Annotated in this window: 17 protein-coding genes, 2 tRNA genes and 1 riboswitch; of the genes, 16 read left to right on the top strand and 3 right to left on the bottom strand. The window is 25.9% G+C overall.

Going from position 1 to position 20,083, the window contains the following annotated elements:
* Positions 1–127: 127 nt before the first annotated feature.
* Positions 128–952 carry a carbon-nitrogen hydrolase family protein gene (locus BLP75_RS00195; protein WP_092721700.1) on the bottom strand — a complete coding sequence of 275 codons (825 nt, stop codon included), beginning with the start codon at positions 950–952 and terminating at the stop codon, positions 128–130.
* Between the two features lie 316 nt (positions 953–1,268).
* Here BLP75_RS00195 and BLP75_RS00190 point away from each other — a divergent pair, with 316 nt between their 5' ends.
* From BLP75_RS00190 to BLP75_RS00160, 7 genes are all read left to right on the top strand, one after another.
* Entirely contained in the window at positions 1,269–2,117 is an 849-nt protein-coding gene (locus BLP75_RS00190) for a GGDEF domain-containing protein (RefSeq protein WP_092721698.1), read from the top strand.
* On the top strand, positions 2,107–3,720 hold the full coding sequence (locus tag BLP75_RS00185) for a DUF2334 domain-containing protein (RefSeq protein ID WP_092721696.1): 1,614 nt from the start codon (positions 2,107–2,109) through the stop codon (positions 3,718–3,720). Before BLP75_RS00190 ends, BLP75_RS00185 begins: the two co-directional genes overlap by 11 nt.
* Before the next feature lie 2 nt (positions 3,721–3,722).
* A complete protein-coding gene (locus tag BLP75_RS00180) occupies positions 3,723–4,979 on the top strand; it encodes a glycosyltransferase family 2 protein (RefSeq protein WP_092721694.1) in 1,257 nt (418 codons plus the stop codon).
* A 12-nt stretch (positions 4,980–4,991) separates the two neighbouring features.
* Positions 4,992–7,052 (top strand): cellulose biosynthesis cyclic di-GMP-binding regulatory protein BcsB, encoded by a 2,061-nt coding sequence (locus BLP75_RS00175; protein ID WP_092721692.1) that lies wholly within the window; start codon positions 4,992–4,994, stop codon positions 7,050–7,052.
* Between the two features lie 19 nt (positions 7,053–7,071).
* Positions 7,072–8,112: a glycoside hydrolase family 113 gene (locus BLP75_RS00170; protein ID WP_092721690.1), complete on the top strand. Its 1,041-nt coding sequence runs from the start codon at positions 7,072–7,074 to the stop codon at positions 8,110–8,112.
* A gap of 227 nt (positions 8,113–8,339) precedes the next feature.
* Entirely contained in the window at positions 8,340–8,702 is a 363-nt protein-coding gene (locus BLP75_RS00165) for a hypothetical protein (protein WP_092721688.1), read from the top strand.
* 21 nt (positions 8,703–8,723) lie between these two features.
* Positions 8,724–9,332 carry a methyltransferase gene (locus BLP75_RS00160; protein WP_092721686.1) on the top strand — a complete coding sequence of 203 codons (609 nt, stop codon included), beginning with the start codon at positions 8,724–8,726 and terminating at the stop codon, positions 9,330–9,332.
* Between the two features lie 85 nt (positions 9,333–9,417).
* Here BLP75_RS00160 and BLP75_RS00155 read toward each other — a convergent pair whose 3' ends face one another.
* Positions 9,418–10,347, bottom strand: coding sequence for a SpoIVB peptidase S55 domain-containing protein (locus tag BLP75_RS00155; RefSeq protein ID WP_092721684.1), 930 nt, complete (start codon positions 10,345–10,347; stop codon positions 9,418–9,420).
* Between the two features lie 365 nt (positions 10,348–10,712).
* On the opposite strand from BLP75_RS00155, the gene BLP75_RS00150 reads away from it, so the two are divergent.
* The 9 genes from BLP75_RS00150 to BLP75_RS00110 all read left to right on the top strand — a co-directional run bounded on the left by BLP75_RS00150 (position 10,713) and on the right by BLP75_RS00110 (position 18,724).
* Positions 10,713–11,630 (top strand): hypothetical protein, encoded by a 918-nt coding sequence (locus tag BLP75_RS00150; protein ID WP_092721682.1) that lies wholly within the window; start codon positions 10,713–10,715, stop codon positions 11,628–11,630.
* Positions 11,631–11,687: 57 nt separating this feature from the next.
* Positions 11,688–11,804: riboswitch (FMN riboswitch) on the top strand.
* A gap of 238 nt (positions 11,805–12,042) precedes the next feature.
* Entirely contained in the window at positions 12,043–13,137 is a 1,095-nt protein-coding gene (gene ribD, locus BLP75_RS00145) for a bifunctional diaminohydroxyphosphoribosylaminopyrimidine deaminase/5-amino-6-(5-phosphoribosylamino)uracil reductase RibD (protein ID WP_092721680.1), read from the top strand.
* A 1-nt stretch (position 13,138) separates the two neighbouring features.
* On the top strand, positions 13,139–13,786 hold the full coding sequence (gene ribE, locus BLP75_RS00140; protein ID WP_092721678.1) for a riboflavin synthase: 648 nt from the start codon (positions 13,139–13,141) through the stop codon (positions 13,784–13,786).
* A gap of 43 nt (positions 13,787–13,829) precedes the next feature.
* Positions 13,830–15,029 carry a bifunctional 3,4-dihydroxy-2-butanone-4-phosphate synthase/GTP cyclohydrolase II gene (locus BLP75_RS00135; RefSeq protein WP_092721676.1) on the top strand — a complete coding sequence of 400 codons (1,200 nt, stop codon included), beginning with the start codon at positions 13,830–13,832 and terminating at the stop codon, positions 15,027–15,029.
* A gap of 28 nt (positions 15,030–15,057) precedes the next feature.
* Complete coding sequence (gene ribH / locus BLP75_RS00130) at positions 15,058–15,519, top strand: 6,7-dimethyl-8-ribityllumazine synthase (RefSeq protein WP_092721674.1); 462 nt, start codon at positions 15,058–15,060, stop codon at positions 15,517–15,519.
* Between the two features lie 297 nt (positions 15,520–15,816).
* Complete coding sequence (locus tag BLP75_RS00125) at positions 15,817–17,346, top strand: alanine/glycine:cation symporter family protein (protein WP_242872346.1); 1,530 nt, start codon at positions 15,817–15,819, stop codon at positions 17,344–17,346.
* Positions 17,347–17,525: 179 nt separating this feature from the next.
* A tRNA-Ser gene (locus BLP75_RS00120) sits at positions 17,526–17,614 on the top strand.
* A 6-nt stretch (positions 17,615–17,620) separates the two neighbouring features.
* A tRNA-Phe gene (locus BLP75_RS00115) sits at positions 17,621–17,696 on the top strand.
* Positions 17,697–17,863: 167 nt separating this feature from the next.
* Positions 17,864–18,724, top strand: coding sequence for a DUF4438 domain-containing protein (locus BLP75_RS00110; RefSeq protein WP_092721672.1), 861 nt, complete (start codon positions 17,864–17,866; stop codon positions 18,722–18,724).
* Positions 18,725–18,780: 56 nt separating this feature from the next.
* On the opposite strand, the gene BLP75_RS00105 is transcribed toward BLP75_RS00110, so the two are convergent.
* Entirely contained in the window at positions 18,781–20,004 is a 1,224-nt protein-coding gene (locus BLP75_RS00105) for a DEAD/DEAH box helicase (RefSeq protein WP_092721670.1), read from the bottom strand.
* Between the last annotated feature and the right edge of the window lie 79 nt (positions 20,005–20,083).

Below are 20,083 nucleotides of genomic sequence, written 5' to 3'. Positions count from 1 at the left end.
ATGTATATTTATAATTGCATTTTATTTATTATTTCTATACTTAAATATTATCATAGAAAATAACGATATAGTAGTTACGTACTTGTTACTTTAGGTTACGAAAATGTTACATATTAACTGTTTAAATTTAAGTATTTTGGTTATATAAATCTAGCCTTCTGTGACTAAGAAGAGGAAGTTCATTTCTTATTTTATCAACATAAGAAAAATCTAATTTACATATGAAATATCCTTCTTTTTCATCCATTCTATTTATAATTTCTCCCCAAGGTGATACAGCTATAGAGTTACCATAGGAAATATATGAAGCGGAGCAATCACGACTACTAGAACACCCTATAGTATACACTTGATTATCTATAGCTCTTGACTTAAATAAAATTTCCCAATGAGCAGGTCCTGTAGTTAGATTAAACGATGCTGGAATTATTATAGCTTTAGCACCATTATTAACCATCATACGAGAAAGTTCTGGGAATCTAAAATCATAGCAAATAGCAAGACCGAATGTAGCAAATTCAGTATTAAATGTAGTAACATTATTTCCTGCATTTAGAGTATCGGATTCTTTAAAGTATTGACCACCTTCAATTTGTATATTAAACAAATGAACTTTCCTATGTTTTGCTATTTGTTTACCTTTTCTATCAAATACATAAGAGGTATTATATATATTGCCATTAAAGTCTTTTTCAGGAATAGATCCTCCAACTATATATACTTTATGTTTTTTAGCAAGATCAGAAAGGTATTTGTATGTATCACCATTTTCAAGTTCAGCATAAATTGGAAAATTAGATGTATTGTAAGGACAATTAAACATTTCTGGAAGAATGACCATATCAACTTTTTGTTCACATGCTTTATTTATAAATTTAGTAGCAGTTTTTAAGTTAGTAAGTTTGTCCTCAGTAGTCTTCATTTGAATTACAGCTAAATACATATGCCTCATAGTAGCTAACCCCCTAAAAAATTAGAATATAAAAAATAATCTATAATAACTATTATAATAGTAACTGAATAATATAGTAGCTACATTATATAAAAACAAATTAATTAATATAATTTTAATAATTTATTTTTAAATATATATGTATAATGGTATTAATTAGAATAAGTAAATATAAATATTCACAATATAATGCTAACAAATAATCTAAAATTAAATAGCATTCGTATTTTTTGACAAAAAACGACAAATATGTTATGTTTTAAGCGTTCTTCATTACTTAAGAATTAAAATTGATATAATAGTAGAGGTGAAATGAATGGATAAAAACTCAAGAAAAATAGATGCCTATGTGTTAGGACTAATGTTAGAGCTATTTATAATAGTAATAATTTTTATGATACATATAAGTGGATCTAGAAATATTTTAGACTTTATAATGTTATGTATAACTTTCTTTACTGTTATAGTAACTTATACTGGGGGACTAATAGTAGGTCTTATATTAAGCTCAATAGCTATATTTGCATATGGAAGCTATATATTTTATAACAATTTAATCCAGAATGTAGATATTGACACTATATCTTATATATGGATGATATCTATACCTATTGTAACTTTTACCGCGGGTAAATTACAAAGTTATATAGTTAAACTTCAAGAAACAAATATGAATTTAAGAGAAAGCTATAAAGATTTAGTAACCATAGATGAGCAAACAGGACTTGGAAATATAAAATTATTTTATATGCATTTGGATAGAGAGATTAGTAAATCTAGACGTCATAAAACTCCATGTACATTAATGTTAATAAAGTTTCCATATTATAAAGAAATTAAAAAAATAGTTGGAGAAAATAGAACTAATAAGTTAATTAAAGAAATAAGTGATGTTATTATAAAATCTACTAGAAGTGAAGATGAAAGATATACTATAGAAAATGATACATTGGCAATAATAATGCCAACAACAGATATTACGGGAGCTCAAGTTGTAAAAGATAGGATAAAATCAGGAATAGACAATTTAAATTTAAAGTTAAATGAAGAAAAAAAATATGTGAATATAGATACAAAAATAGCTATACTTCAGTATAAAGAAGAAATAAATACATCTATGGAATTTAAATCTCTTACAGAAGAGGAACTACAATATGATGTATAAGAAAATTTATGCAAGTATAATTATAATAGCAGTATTTATTTTCAATGTATCTTCCTTTACATATGCAGATATAAATAAAAAATCCTTAATAGTATATGAAAATGAAAAAACTTTTTCAAGTAATGAAAATAAAGTAAATTATTTAAATGAACTTTTATATGTATTTAATGAAGATGTTGAAAAAATAAACATAGAAGATTATAAAAAAGGATATATAAATAATTTTGATTCTGTTTTTGTTATAAATATAAAAAATGATATATTAAGTAAAGATTTTTTATATGATATATCTATTTATAATAAAAATATATATTGGATAGGAAATAAAATAGAAAATATATTAGAACCAAATAAAAAGTACTCTATGTCATATAAAGGAAAAAGTAAAAATATAAATGCTGTGTTTTATAAAAATAAAAAGACGTTATTAAAATCTAAAAATGAATTTAATATATTAAGTACATCTAAAGATACTGAAATACTTTCAACTATGGGGGATGGTTACAATGAATATCCTTATATAATAAAAGAAAAAAATTTGTACTATATATCACAATGGAATTTAGGAGAAAACTTTATATTTGAAGATTCTTTAAATGATTTTTTTGAAGTTAAAAATAATAAAAATAATAAAATTTTTATAAAAATAAATAATGTTAATCCAAATACAGACATAAAAAAGCTAAGTGAAATAAGTGATTATTTATATTCGCAGTCAGTTCCATTTTTGATCTCATTAACTCCAACTTATACAGAGAGTAAAAATAAAAATATAAAGACTATGGATTTAAATTTGGAATTTATAAATGTATTACAGAAAATGCAGGAACAAGGTGGAGTGGTAGTATTAAATGGATATTCAAATTTTAAATATGAAAAACAGAATATCGAATATGAATTTTGGGATGTTAAAAATGATAGACCAATAACTGATGATATTAAATCATATATAAAAGATAGAGTCTTAAGTGGATTAAGAATATGTATAGAACATAATATATACCCGTTAGCATTTGAAGCACCTAGTGGTGCAATAGATAATAAAGGATATACAGAAGTAAAAAAATATTTTTCTACATCTATAGGATATTTTCAAAATAATAATGATAATTATTTTACAAGTTCCTTTCCTTATAAGATAAACAAAAGTGATTTATTTAACATTTTTTTACCTGAAAATTTAGGTGTTTTAAATAATGAAGATGAACTTTCTGCAGAAAGGATAAAAGAAAATTTAAATAAATTATCTGTAGTTAGAGGATACAGTGCAGGTTTATCAATTTTGCCTAATATAAAAATTAATAATTTAAATGAAATAATACAATATATAAAAGATAATAATATAGAATTTATAGACTTAAGATCTGATAGTAATTATGTGAAAATAGAAGATATAAGTATAAAGTCTAAAAATGGAAATATAGATTTAAATTATGATAAGTCAAAGTCTATTTTTAAAAATAACAAAAAATCAAATTTTGAAAATACAATAAAAAATATAAATGATATAATAATAGGATTTGTATCTTTTGTATTAGTAATATTTTTAATAATTTTTATAGTGTTTAGAAAAATTAACAGTAATAAATTTAAAAGGAGATAGAAATGGAAAATTTAAAAATAGTAGATTACTTTTTCCTATTTTCTCTAGTTTCAATATGGGCTATATTGCTTATAAATATAATCTTAGCTATAAGTGGATATGTATATTATTTAAAAAATTTAAATTTTAAAGATGAAAAGTTAGAATCTTACCCATTTGTGTCTATATTAGTACCGGCACATAATGAAGGGAAAGTTATAGGTAAAACTGTAGAGTCTCTTTTGTTACTTGACTATCCTAAAGATAAAATGGAGCTTATAGTTATAAATGATAATTCCTCAGATGATTCAAAAGACATCTTACAAAATATTAAAATTAGATATCCAAAATATAATTTTACAATAATAAATACAGATAATATAACTGGAGGAAAAGGAAAATCTAATGCTTTAAATATTGGATATCAAGTAGCTAAAGGAGAATTTATTGCAATATATGATGCAGACAATACTCCAGAAAAAACAGCTTTAAGATATCTTATACAAACAATCGTAAGAGATGATAGTTTAGGAGCAGTAATAGGAAAATTTAGAACTAGAAATAAGTATAAAAATATATTAACTAAATTTATAAACATAGAAACGCTTAGTTTTCAATGGATTGCCCAAGCTGGAAGAAGACAACTCTTAGGCCTTTGTACAATACCTGGAACTAATTTTGTACTTAGAAGAACAACAATTGAAAGTCTAGGAGGATGGGATACAAAAGCCATTGCAGAAGATACAGAGATAAGTTTTAGAATTTATAAAATGGGGCAGAAAATAAAGTATGTTCCACAATCAGTTACTTGGGAACAAGAGCCTGAAACAATAAATGTTTGGATAAAACAAAGGACAAGATGGGTTAAAGGAAATATATATGTACTAGTAAAATATATAACAAATATATTTAAAGGAAAACAAAACAGAGTTTTATTTGATATTTTATATTTTTTCTCAGTATATTTTTTGTTTTTAACATCGGTAGTAATATCAGATATAATCTTTGTTTTAAGTATATTTAATCTAGTTGAAATAAATATACCATTTAATTTTTTAGTTATCTGGATATTATCTTATATTTTATTCATACTACAAGTAAGCATTACATTAAGTATGGAAAAAGGAGAAGGTGATTTACAGAATATATTACTTGTTGGACTTATGTATTTTACATACTCTCAAATGTGGCTAATTGTAGCATTAAAAGGTATGTTTGGATATTTTTCAGATGCAATACATAAAAGAGAAGCGAAATGGTATAAAACAGAACGATTTTAGGGAGAAGATAATATGAGATTAATAACTATAATACTATCAATACTAATAACAATTACAAGTAGTATGACTTCTTTTGCAGATACAAAAAATGTCAAAAATTATAGTTTTGATAATGATATAAAAATGAGTGGAGTTATAAGCACAACAGGAAAGTTTTTTAACATATCAAAGAACTGGAATGTTGAAAATGCAAAATTAAATTTAGTATTTACTAAAAGTGAATTGCTAGATGTAGATTACTCAACCATAACAGTATTTATAAATGATACACCTATTCATTCTCAAAGGCTGGATGGTAAAAAGGAATATAAAAAAGAAACAGTTATTGAAATTCCTAAAGATTTAATTAAAGAAGGATTCAATGAAGTAAAAATTAAAGCTTATAAAACAATATCTGATATGGTATGTAGAGATGATGCAAACACAGCGAATTGGTTAGTAATACATGAAGAGTCAAATATCAGTGTTAATTATAATTACAAAGAAGTATCAAATCAAATAAGTGAATATAATAATCTATATATGAATTCAGATAATGGATCAAGGCTAAATACTACAATATTAATACCAGATAATTATTCATCTAAAGAACTTACATCAGGTATGATTTTAAGCTCAGATATAGGTGGAAATTTTAAAAATGAATCATTTAAATTTGACTTTAACTTATACTTAGATTTTAAAAATAAAGATGATAATATAATTTATATAGGAAAAGAAAATAACACTTCAAAAGACATATTAAACTTATTAACAGATGATGAAAAAAATAAGTTAAAAGAAAACTGTATAATAAAGCAGACTAATTCAATATTTAACAAAGATAAGAAAATGATAATTATAATAGCCAATAAAGAGGAATTATTAGAAAAGGCAAGTAGGATAATTAGTAGTGATGAATTACTTAAAAATTTAAATACTGATAGTATGACAATTAATGAGAATACAGATGTAGATGATTTAAATAAAAAAATAAGTTCTAATAGAGTTTATTTAAAAGATCTAGGATATGATAATATAATTGAAAAAGGACCTTTTTCTCAAGAAACAATAATAGATGTAAATGTACCAAAAAATAAGGTAGTAACAAATGGTTCAAAAATTAAATTTAATATTAGATATGCACAAAATTTAGATTTTGAAAGAAGTTTAGCAACTGTTTATATAAATGAAATTCCAATAGGTAGTAAGAAATTATCTAAAGAAAAAAGTAACAATGATACTATTGAGTTAGAGCTTCCTAAAGAAGTTTTTAACTATAACTATTATCAAATCAAGGTTGTATTTAATTTAGAGCTTTTAGATTTAGCATGTGTAACTAGAGAAACAGATAACCCTTGGGCATATATATCAAATGACTCTTTTATAGATTTTTCATATGTAGATAATAAAAATTTAAGTTTTAAAAATTATCCAAATCCTTTTGTAAATAATGATAAGCTTAATGACTTAAAAGTTGTAATACCGGATAGTTCAAGTTCAGAAGATTTAACAAATGTAGCAAATATAATAGGCTATTTAGGCAGAGATGTTAAGCTTAATAATGGAGATTTTAAGGTTTTAAAGAGCAGTGAAATAAAAAGTGAAGATAAAAAAAGTAACTTAATTATAATTGGAACACCTAAAAATAATCAATTAATAAAAGATATAAATAAAAATTTAAATCTTAAATTTAATAATGATTATAGTGGATTTAAATCTGATAATAATATAAAATTTGTAGGAAAATATGCATCAGAAATTGCATCAATACAATTAATAGAGTCGCCATACGAAAAGACTAAGGCTACTATGGTTATATCTTCTACAGTGCCAAAAGATTTAAGCTTAGGGAGAACGTACTTAAGTGATATAAGTCTTACAAAGGAGCTTAAAGGAGATACAGTTATTATAGATAGAAATGGACATATAAAAGATTTAAGTTATAAAGAAAGTAGTATAGAAACTAATGAAGAGATAAACACACACAAAGTTTTAAGTAGTCAAGCAAAAATATTTATTTTAGTAGCAGTGTTCCTATTTATAACACTAATAATATCTATAGTATTTTTAATAATAAAATATAGAAAATAAATTAAAGAAAGGAGTACTAATGAGTAAGAAAATATTAATTATGATAATAGTACTGCTTTTAGGAATATTTGCTATAATTAAAATTAATTTAAATGAAGAATATTCTCAAGAAAAGATAAAATCTGCTAATTTATCAACAGATTATGAAATTAAACAAGTTTTAATTGATATAAAAAAATTAAATGTAAATACAGTTAATATTCCTGTGGTTATAAATATACCAAATTTAACTTCAAATGATATGACAATGAATGAATATAGTAAAGAAAAAGCTATAAAGTTAATAAAAGAGCTGAAAAAGAAAAAAATAAAAATAATATTAGAACCTTATCCTTGGATAAATAATGGAAGTGATTATGAAACTGAATATAATCCTTTAGATAAAGCTAAGTTTTTTTCAGATTGGAAAAATATTTTAAATTGCTTAATAGATGATGTTGCAAATCCTTACAAAACTGATATTATGGTAGTGTCTTCAAACATGAGTAAACTAGAAGCTTATGAAGAAGAGTGGTGTGAAATAATAGCTTTTGTTAAATCAAAATTTAACGGATTAGTTACCTACAAAACTGCATGGTGGTATACTGCTAAATGGGATAAAGAAAGTATAAATAGATATAATAATAAACTAAATAATAAACTATTCTCTAAAGTGGATTTTATATCTATTGGAGCATATTTTGAATTAAGTGAAAAGAGCGAAAATACTGTTGATGAACTTGTAGATTGTTTAAATTCAACTAGAATTTATAATAGACAACAAAATATAGTAAAAGAAATTTACAATTTCTATGAAAAATACAATAAACCTATATTTTTTGGTGAGTTAGGATTTCCAAGAAGAAGCTATGCAGCAACTCATCCTTGGGATAGTTTAGTATCAGATACAGTAAACAATAAAGAGCAAGCAAGATGTTTTGAAGCTTATAAAATAGTATTTGAGGATAAAGATTTTATAAATGGATTTTCGGTGTTTGCTGTTGGACAAAAAGGTAAAGATAAAAACTTTTACCCATCTAAAGAAAGTATAAAAATTATTTCGAGTTGGTATAAAAGATAGTACAAAATATCCTATAACAGTATAAATTGTTATAGGATATTTTTAATTATTAAAGCTAAATATACTTCTACAAAATAAAAAATATTGAAAAACATATGTTAATTATATAAAATTAATTTTGGTGAAATATTAGAAACTAAATAAATAAAGATTAAATAAATTTAGTGTATAAATAAACAGTATAAGGAAAAAAATAGTATTAATGAAAAATTACGGAGGGATATAACATGAATTTAAAAAAATTAATACTAATAACTTCTATATTGTTTGGAATTTTATTTATTATATGTGTAAATGATAACATACCTTATGATAGTAAAGAAAAAAATAATGATAATGTTGAAGCTTTAATGATTAACAAAAATGATAAAACTATAACTGAGAAACAAGCAATACAAAATGTAAAAGAATACTTGAATAAAACGAGTGGATATGTCCCGCCTATAATAGATGTTGATAGTATTGATGGAAATTATTATTTAGTACATGCATATGAAATTATAGAAAATGAAGGTGAAAGTCATACGGCTACTACTGGATGGTTTCATGTAAATGTAAATAATGGAGATGTTACAGACATAATAAATTAGACATAAAAGAAAGGAAAAAACATGCAAGAAGCCTTATATGAAAAATTATTAAACATAAAAACAACTGGAGAAGAGTTATGGAGTGATAAAATAAATCACTACCACCCATATCAAGCTACTTTATATGAAGCTCTAGAAGATTTATTTAAAGAATATAGTTTAACTACAAATGATAACATAGTTGACTTTGGATGTGGAAAAGGCAGGCTTAATTTTTATATAAATTACTATTTTAATTCAACTGTAACAGGAATAGAAATGGATGACAAATATTATAAAGAATGTCTATTAAATAAAGAAAATTATTTAAAAATGCATAAAAAGAGTAGCAACAAAATAAACTTTGAATGTTGTTTTGCTCAAAATTATCAAATAAAACCATTAGAAAATAAGTTTTATTTTTTTAATCCATTTTCAGTTCAAATTTTTAGAAAAATTATTGATAATATTATAATTTCAGCATATGAATACAATAAAGCAGTAGATTTAATTTTATATTATCCATCAGAGGATTATATATATTATTTAGAAAATGAAACTTCATTTATATTACATAAGGAAATACGCATAAGTAATTTATATGGTAAAGATAGTCAAGAAGTATTTTTAATTTATAAATTTGAATATTAATATTTACAATTATTTATACATTTCAACCTAAAAAAGGAATAAATTTTAGATTTTTTCCTTTTTTAGGCAAGTTAGTTTTAAGTAATTAATTTGAATTAATACCAAGCATACTATCTATATTTGTAATGTGACCTTCTTTAGGATTTGATATTTTAGTTGAGCGAACGCCACCAATTATTTTATTGTCCTGTATAACTGGAGAACCACTCATTCCTTTAACAATTCCACCTCTAAATTTTATTAGCGAGTCATCAACTATTTTAATTCTAGACAATTCATTTTCGACTTTTGTTATTTCAATCTCATGGAGATTAAGTTCACTAGTAATAGGATCAGTACATAAGATATATGCTTTTCCTAGCTTAGGTTTAGCTATAGATAGAGCCTGCTTAGAATTATATTTAAAATTATTATAGTGACCTTTAACTCCAAAATTATTAACAGAAGTTATTTCTCCTAAAAAATTTCCAATGCGACTTATTACTAAGAATCCAACATCATCTTTAGATGATTTTTTTTGTTGAACAAAATTTGTTTCAAAAATTTTTATTTTATCAAAATCTACATTGTATTTTACACAACTTAATTCGTGAGAAAGTCCTACGAAATTTCCATCTTTATCAATAGCTGTAATAGTGCCAACTCCACCAGATGTACAAGATAATTGATAAAGTCTTAATTCATCAGAAGTCATAGTTATTTCTCTATCTTTACCTTTTCTAAGTATATGAGCTGTGACTTTTTCTTTTTCTAATTTCATTATGTTTTGCATGTCATCTAAAGTAGTTGCCTTTCCCTTAGACCTACAATCTATTGATATTATAACGTCTTGGCAGTTTAAACTCTTTGCTTGTTCACTCAAGATACTTTCTACTACAGGATATTTTAAATCAGAATATATATATACAACTTTACCTACAGGTATTAATTTTATATCATCAGTATTACAAAATGATATAGAAGTAGATAGAGCTATAAAAGTTAATATAAAAATTAAATTTTTAATAAGTTTCATGCTGTCAGCTCCTTTGATGATTTAAATAAACTATAATAACAAAAATTGTAAATAAATCATAAAAATTTGTGTTAAAGTTAGTTTATGAAATAAATAAATATAAATACCTGGAAGTATATTTTATTAATAATAAAATAATTAAAAGAATAATAATAAAAAAACATATATCAAGGAATAAAATTGTTTTAATTATAATATCTTTTATAAAAGATAAAAATATTGAATATTTAATTATGTTTAAGATTTAACTAAATTAAATATAAAAATCCAAAACTTTTAATATACTTAATAATAAAGAGAAAACCCCCTGCCTTTTAAAAAGGAGGGGAATTTTTATATAAAAGCAATTTAAAAGGAGTGATTTTATGGCAAAAATGATATCTGAATCATTTGTTTATGACCTAAAGGAAGGATGTTTATGCAAAATATTAAAATATGTAAAAGCTGATTCTACATTACAATTTGAAATTAGAAAAAATTATATAAATATATACTATAGAGGTGGTAGTTTAATAAAAATAAAAGAAATTAGTGAAAATTTATATAATGCTTATTTTGATAAAAACTATATAACTTCAAATGATAGTGAGGGTGTAATTATACAATGTATAGAAGATATAGACAGCATAGAAAAAACAAGAAAACTTATAGAATTTATACCAAAGATTAAACAACAAATGGATTTTTGGATGAAACTAAAAAAACCAGATGGAGGAGAACGTGAGTACAAACATATAGTTGCAAAGGAAAATAACTCAGGTAATGTAGGTAAATATAGTGATTATTTTATATGTGATATAGAGTATACAGGCCATTTAAATAAAGAAGAAGACTATAAGTTTGATATGATTGGTGTAAAATGGCCAGCAAATAGTAAATCTAGAGAAAACAATGATAGCTTGAGCTTATGTATAATTGGTATGAAACATAATGAATATGAGGATTTTAATATAACTAATTATAGTAGTAAAATCTATGAATTTATAATTTGTGAAGAAAAGTTAAATAGATTAAAAGAAGATATAAAAGAAATATATAATATTAAATCTCAACTTGGTCTTATTTATCCATACAATAATGTAAATATAGATTTTGGAAGCAATATTGAAATACTTTTTATATTTGCAAATCAAAATCCAAAACATAGCAAACTAAATAAAGATATGGAGAATTTTAGAAAAACTACAGTGTACAAAAATCTTTGTAACATAGCAGAAATAAAGATTGCAAAAGGTTCTTTCATGGGATATAGACTATATGATGAAAGTTTAATGAAAATATAAAATAAAAAAATGTTGACAAGTTAATATAAACTAGAATACAATTAACTTGAAAAATGAATAAATCTTCAGGGCAGGGTGAAATTCCCTACCGGCGGTAAAGCCCGCGAGCCTTAATTGGCATGATTCGGTGAAACTCCGAAGCCGACAGTAAAGTCTGGATGAAAGAAGATAACTATATAGACCTAATTTAATTAGTTTTAATTAGTGTACACAGCTCTGAAATATTTTATATTTCAGAGCTTTTTATTTATATTATAGAATATAATTTACTTTTTATATTATACTATAATTTAATTATGTAAACTAAAATGGAACTAAATTAAAAAAGCTATATAGAAATTATAAAAAGCCCTGAGTATGAACTTAGGGCTTTTTATAATTCTTGAAATATTTCTTTAAGAGGTGGGATTAAATGCATGAAAAATATATGAAAATTGCAATAGACTTGGCTAAAAAAGGTAGAGGACGTGTAAGTCCTAATCCCTTAGTAGGGGCTGTTATTGTAAAAGACTCTAAAATAATTGGTCAAGGATATCATGAAGAGTATGGTCAAAATCACGCAGAAATAAATGCTATAAAAAGTGTTAAAGAGGATTTAAAAGGATCAACTATGTATATTACTTTAGAACCGTGTTGTCACTATGGTAATACTCCACCGTGTGTAGATGAAATAATTAAAAGCAAAATTTCTAAAGTAGTTATAGGTCATTTAGATCCAAATCCAATAGTTTCAGGAAATGGAGTAAAAAAGCTTATACACAATAATGTTGAAGTTGTAATTGATGTATTAAGAGATGAATGCATGAAAATGAACGAAGTATTTTTAAAATACATATTAAATAAAGAACCTTTTGTAATAATGAAAAATGCTATGTCATTAGATGGAAAAATAGCCACATACACAGGTGAATCAAAATGGATATCATCACAAAAATCACGAGAAAAAGTACATGAATTAAGAAGTGAAGTAAGTGCTATTATGGTTGGAGTAGAAACTATTATAAAAGATGATCCAAGTCTTACATGTAGATTAATTAAAGGTAAAAATCCAATAAGGATTATAGTAGATTCAAGTTTGAGAATTCCAATAAATAGTATTGTACTAAAGGACAATTGTTCTAAAACTATAATAGCTACAACAAATAATTCAAATAAGGAAAAAGTAGAAAAGTTAAGATCAGAGGGAATAGATGTATTAGTAATAGATAAAAAAAATAATAAAGTTGATTTAAAGCAATTAATGAAAGCTTTAGGGAGATTAAATATTGATAGTGTTTTACTAGAGGGAGGTTCAACATTAAATTTTTCAGCATTAAAAGAAGGTATAGTAGATAAAGTTCAAATATATATTGCTCCAATGATTTTAGGAGGTAAATTAGCAAAAACACCTGTTGGAGGAGAAGGCGTTAAATATTTAAGTGATGCGTACAATTTAACAAGTGTAACTGCAAAAACAATAGATAGAGATATTTTTCTTGAAGGATATATACATAGAAAGGAGAGTTAATTTGTTTACAGGAATAATTGAAGAAATAGGAATTGTGAAGGAAATAAAAAAATCTGTTAAATCGTCAAAAATAAAAATAGAAGCTGACAAAATATTAGAGAATATAAACTTGGGAGATAGTATATCAACAAATGGAGTTTGTCTTACTGCAAGTAGTATAGCTGAAAATCATTTTGAAGCTGATGTGATGGCAGAAACTTTAAGAAGAAGTAATCTAGGTAAGCTTAAAACAGGAAGTAAGGTTAATTTGGAAAGAGCCTTATGTATAGAAAAGAGATTAGGAGGGCACATAGTAAGTGGACATATAGATGGAACAGGAGAAATAATTTCATTTATAAAAGAAGACAATGCTATATGGGTTAGTATAAAAACTAGTAAAGAATTATTAAAGTATATCGTAGAAAAAGGGTCAATTGCAATTGATGGAATAAGTCTGACTGTAGCATATGTAGACGATTATACATTTAAAGTATCTATAATACCTCATACAAAAAATGAAACAACGCTATTAAATAAAAATATAAAAGATACAGTAAATATAGAGTGCGATATGATTGGAAAGTATGTAGAGAAACTATTAGGTTTAAATAAAAAAAGCATAAAAAACAATTTAAATGAAGATTTTCTTAAGAATAATGGATTCATTTAATATTAAAAATAATATTTTGATAAAATAGGAGAGGAAGTTAGCTATGTTTGAATTTAATACTATAGACCAAGCAATAGAAGATATAAAAGAAGGTAAAATGATTATTGTAATAGATGATCCTAGTAGAGAAAATGAAGGGGATTTATTGATGGCGGCTGAAAAGGTTACACCAGAAGCTATTAATTTTATGGCAACATATGCAAAAGGGCTTATATGCACACCAATAAATGATGAAAGGTTACAAGAGCTAGAACTTAAACAAATGGTAAGTAATAATACAGATAATCATGAAACTGCATTTACAGTGTCGGTTGATTACACTAATACCCATACAGGTATTTCAGCATATGAAAGAGCTTTAACTATTAAAAAGCTTTTAGATAGCAAAAGTAGTAAGAATGATTTTAAAAAACCAGGACATGTATTTCCATTAAGGGCCAAGATAAATGGAGTATTAGAAAGAGCTGGTCATACTGAAGCCGCGGTAGATTTAGCAAGACTAGCAGGGCTAAATCCAGCAGGAGTAATATGTGAAATAATGAATGAAGATGGAACTATGGCTAGGACACCGAAACTTATAGAGTTTGCTAAAAAGCATGATTTAAAAATAGTGACTATATCAGATTTAATAGAATATAGAAGAAAAAAAGAAAAACTTATTGAAAGAGTAGTTGAGACCAAAATGCCGACTAAATACGGGGAATTTAAAATCTACGGTTTTGTAAATAAGTTAAATGGAGAACACCATGTAGCTTTAGTGAAAGGAGAAATAAATAAAGAAGATGTTATATTAACAAGAGTTCACTCAGAGTGTTTAACTGGTGATGCTTTAGGATCTAAAAGATGTGATTGTGGAGAACAATATGATTTAGCAATGAAGCAAATAGCAAAAGAAGGATGTGGAATTTTACTATATCTAAGACAAGAGGGAAGAGGTATTGGATTAATAAATAAGCTTAAAGCATATGCACTCCAAGATAAAGGATTAGATACAGTGCAAGCTAATATTGAGTTAGGGTTTAAAGAGGATATGAGATCTTATGATATAGGAGCTCAAATACTTAAAGATTTAGGAGCTACAAAGTTAAAGATAATGACAAATAACCCAAGAAAAATTAATGGATTAAATGAGTATGGAATAAAAATTGTAGATAGAGTTCCAATTCAGATGGAAACTAATAAATATAGTGAATTTTATTTAAAAACAAAACAAGAAAAAATGTCTCATATGCTTACATATTAAATTAATTATATAAAAGGAGAAATTAGTTATGAAAATAATAGAAGGAAATTTAGTAGCAAAAGGTTTAAAAATAGGTATTGTAGCAGCTAGATTTAACGAGTTCATAGTATCAAAGTTAATATCAGGAGCATTAGATGGATTAAAAAGACATGGAGTAGAGGATGATTATATTGAGCTTGCATGGGTTCCAGGTGCTTTTGAAATTCCATTAGTAGCTAAAAAAATGGCTGAAAGTGAAAAATACGATGCGGTTATATGTTTAGGTGCAGTTATTAAGGGCTCTACTTCTCATTATGATTATGTATGTGCAGAAGTATCAAAAGGAATAGCAAGTGTATCTTTAGAATCCAAAAAGCCAGTTATATTTGGAGTGCTGACAACAGACAATATTGAGCAAGCAATAGAAAGAGCAGGAACTAAAGCAGGCAATAAAGGATATGATGCAGCTGTATCTGCCATAGAAATGGCTGATTTGATATCAAAGTTTTAAATAGTTAAATATAAAAAATCTCAAGCTCAAAAAGAACTTGGGATTTTTTTATGGTTATAAATTGTTATATTTAAATTAATTTCTTTATATATAGAATTTTAACAATAATTTAATAATAAGTAGAATAAATAATAAAAAGGCCTTGTACTAAAGAGAGAAATAAAAAGATGATATAGCTATATCTGTTATGTAAATATACAATATGATATCAAAATTTTAGCTAGAAAATATTTATAAATTGTATTTATATAAAAGCTTAATAAATCTTTTATAAATTGATTATGAAGGAGTGGTATTTTGGACCAGGTATTAAATAGTGTAAATAAATTTTTTGAATTTATAGTGCCCATATCAGATTTTATGTGGAATTTTCCAACAAATTTTAAATGGTATGCAGACATACCTATTTTGGGGAATTTTGCATTTTCGATACTATTATTAGTAGGTACAGGGATATACTTTAGTTTTAAAACACGATTTGTTCAGGTTAGAAAATTTAAAACTGGATTAAAAACTATTATAAAAAAGAAAACCGGTGATATTGGAGTAAGTCCATTCGCCGCATTTTTATTAAGCTCTGCAATGAGGATAGGTCCAGGAAATATAATAGGTGTTACATATGCAGTATCAGTGGGAGGTCCAGGAGCCATATTTTGGATGTGGGTGTCAGCATTCTTTGGTATGTCTGTAGCATTTTCAGAAGCTGTGCTAGCTCAACTATTTAAAGAAAAGAAAGATAAAGAATTTGTAGGAGGACTTCCGTTTTATGGAAGAAAAATATTTGGAAATAAATATTGGGTAGGAGTACTATTATCTACTATATTTATAATTTATGCTTTATTTAATTTACCAGGACAAACATTTAATTTATACACTTCATTAGGCGCAGTAGCAGAACATTTGACAGGCAAAACTTATGATAGACAATCTGTTTTGTATTATGTAATAGGAATAATTATAATAATTTCAGTAGCTCTTACTGTATTTGGAGGCATAAGGGGCGTAACTAGAGTAACTGATAAATTGGTACCAGTAATGGCTATTGTTTATGTAGTTATAGTTATTGTCATAGTAGGTATAAATTTCAAATTAATACCATACTTCTTTATTTCAGTATTTAAAGGAGCATTTACACCAGAAGCTATATTTGGCGGAGGCTTTGGAATGTGTTTAGCACAAGGTGTTAAGAGAGGCTTAATGTCAAATGAAGCAGGTCAAGGTACAATAACTATGGCAGCTGCTATATCTGAAAACGATCATCCATGTGAACAAGGGTTTATACAAGCAATAGGAGTATTTTTAGATACTATGATAATCTGTACTATGACAGGATTTTTAGTTGTTATGGCTAGCGTTTGGAATGGAGATGCTGGAGTTGTATGGGAGGTTATAAAGGAATCTAAAATTACAGTTTATAATGCATCTGTAGCTCACTTAGTTCCTGGTATAGGTTTAGATAATATAGTAAATGCTATTTTATCATTATGCTATGCTATGTTTGCATTTACAACACTGATAGGTCTTGTATTATTTGCGGAGATATCAGCAAACTGTATTACTAGGGATAATAAGTTTATAATGGCAATAAGGGGGCTTGGAGCAATTTTATTTGTTCCGTTTGGAGTCTTATCTGTATTAGCAGGTTTGGAATTAGGAAATGTATGGTATATATCTGATATGGTAAATATAATGGTTGTATACTCAAATGTACCTATATTAATAGTAGGAAGAAAAATGATTTTAAAAACATTAAAACACTATGAAGAGACCGGAGGGAAGAAGTTTATATCAAAAGAAATTGGTATAGAAACCGAGTACTGGAAATAATAATCTATTTTATAATTTAAGTCTGTACAACTAAGCTATATAAATAAAAAATTGATTTATATAGCTTAGTTGTATTTTTAATTAAAGATAAAAAAATAAATTATAAAGTAAAAAAATGTAAAAATATATTGTATATTTAAAACTGATATGATATATTATTAAATGTAGTAAAAAGAAACGGAGAGGTGTCCGAGTGGTTTAAGGAGCTGGTCTTGAAAACCAGTGATGCTTAACGGCACCGTGGGTTCGAATCCCACCCTCTCCGCCATATTTTGCCCAGATAGCTCAGTCGGTAGAGCAGGGGACTGAAAATCCCCGTGTCGGTGGTTCGATTCCGCCTCTGGGCACCAGTTAAGTACCTAGTAATTATAGGTACTTTTTTTATTGCATATAATTATATTTTTTATACAATATTTTATGAAAAACATAGAATTAATTGATTATGCATTTAAACTGTAATACAATGAACTTTAAGGAAAAGGTTATATTATAGTTTAAAGTTAAAGGAGCATGAATTATGTTAAAAACAAATAAAGATAAAGTTGTAAAATGGTCAGTTCAAGGTAAAATACATCACCCAGTGGGAGGAAATTATAGAATAAGTAATGATGGGAAACCTATGATATTACCAGCAACAGGGGGAATATCATATAACGTCGCAATTGGAGATAGTGTATTTAACTGGGCAGGAGATCATGTTGAACCAGGAGTATCTATAAGAAATGAAAACAATTCTGAAAATGCAGCTTTAATGACTTTTGCATGTATAGGAAATGAAGCTAAAATAGTTTCTGGAGATGCTAAAGGTAAAAAGGGATATGTAACAGGTATGCATGGAGGAATTGATCATGTACTAATACACTTTGAAAAAGATATACTAGAAGATTTAGCTATAGATGATAAAATAATGATAAAAGCATATGGTCAAGGATTAAATTTACCAGATTTTGAAAACGTACATGTAATGAATATAGACCCTGATCTATTTGAAAAATTAGGAATAAAAGAAGAAAATTCAAAGTTAAAAGTAAATGTAGTGGCAAAGGTTCCTCCATATTTAATGGGTTCAGGTATCGGATCTAAAAGTGCAGCAACAGATGGTGATTATGATATAATGACAGGTGACATGGAAGAAATAAAGAGATTAGGTCTTGATAAATTAAAATTTGGAGATATAGTGTTGTTACAAGATTGTGACAATACTTATGGTGTAGGTTTCTTAAAAGGATCTATAAGTATAGGTGTTGTAGTTCATAGTGATTGTGTAAAATCAGGGCATGGACCAGGTGTAACAGTAATAATGACAAGTAAGGAAAGTGTGATAGAAGGAGTAATTGATGAAAATGCAAATATAGGAAATTACATGAAAATGAATTAAAATAAAAGAGATACTTATAGTAAAGTAAGTATCTCTTTTATATATAGAGATTAAATTTATTTTTTTATTGTATTTTTACTATTAGGTTTTAAGGTTTTGATTTTAAAATTATTTTTTTTCTTAGCTTTATTTTGGTGATTAGTAGAATCTACTAACTTACCTTCTTTCAATTCTTTAGGTTTTATATCTATATTAAATTCTTTTTTATAAGTTCTTATAGTAGATAGGTTTTGATTAGTAACGATAGATATTGCATCTCCTTTTCTGTTACCTCTAGCAGTTCTACCACATCTGTGTACGTATTCATTTTTACTCATAGGGAAATCAAGGTTAAATACATGAGTTATGTCTACTATGTCTAACCCTCTTGCAGATAAGTCAGAAGAAACTAATATTTTTGCTTTACCTATCTTAAATGCATTTAAAGCATTTTTCCTATCTTCCTTAGTCATTCTACCAAATATACCAACAGCCTTATAGTTATGATGATTTAACTTCTCAGTTACGACTTCTATACTATCTTCATCATTAACAAATATAATAGCTCTTTTTGGATCAGTAGCTGATAAAGATTTTCTAAGTAAAGTGAATTTCTCTCTTCTATCTCCGTATAAGTACATATGGTTTATGTTAGGGTTTATAGTAGATTCATCTTTAGTTTTTAATACTTCAGGTTCTTTCATTATAGACTCACATATTTCAACAGTCGAATCATTTAAACTAGCTGAAAATCCTAGAACTTGTCTATCTCTTAATGTTGTTTTTATTATGCTTTTAACTACGTCTATATTATTTCCGCTAAGCAGACTATCAACTTCATCTAAAATTATAGTTTTTATATTATGAGCTTTTAATTTTCTTTGAGAAATTAAATCTAAAACTCTACCGCAAGTTCCTACAACTATATGAGGCTTTATAGCTTTTATATTTTTTATTTGTTTTTGTATATTTACTTCACCAATTAATGAAAATGCAGTAACATCCATATTAGAATTTGTAGATAATAGTTTTGCTTGATCAACTATTTGCATTACAAGTTCATGAGTTGGTGCAAGTATCAATACTTGAGTTTCTCTTTTAGTAGTATCTATTTTATCAAACATAGGTAATAAATAAGTTAAAGTCTTACCGCTTCCTGTTTGAGCTTTTACTAATAAATCTTTATTCTCAGAAATTTTGTTTATAGCTAAAGATTGAACTTCAGTTGGGTTTGTTATATTCTGCTTAGATAATCCGTTGATTAAATTATTACTTAAATTTAATTCTTTAAAAGTTGTCATTTTTTGCTCCTTCTATGTAAATATAAATTGTTTACTAATTTTTAGTGTGACTTTTCTATTATACACTTATTATTCAAAT

Source organism: Romboutsia lituseburensis DSM 797 (genome assembly GCF_900103615.1).
Classification (GTDB): Bacteria; Bacillota; Clostridia; order Peptostreptococcales; family Peptostreptococcaceae; genus Romboutsia_F; species Romboutsia_F lituseburensis.
Note: the sequence above shows the minus strand (reverse complement) of the source record. Positions and strands in the feature narration are given on the sequence as shown.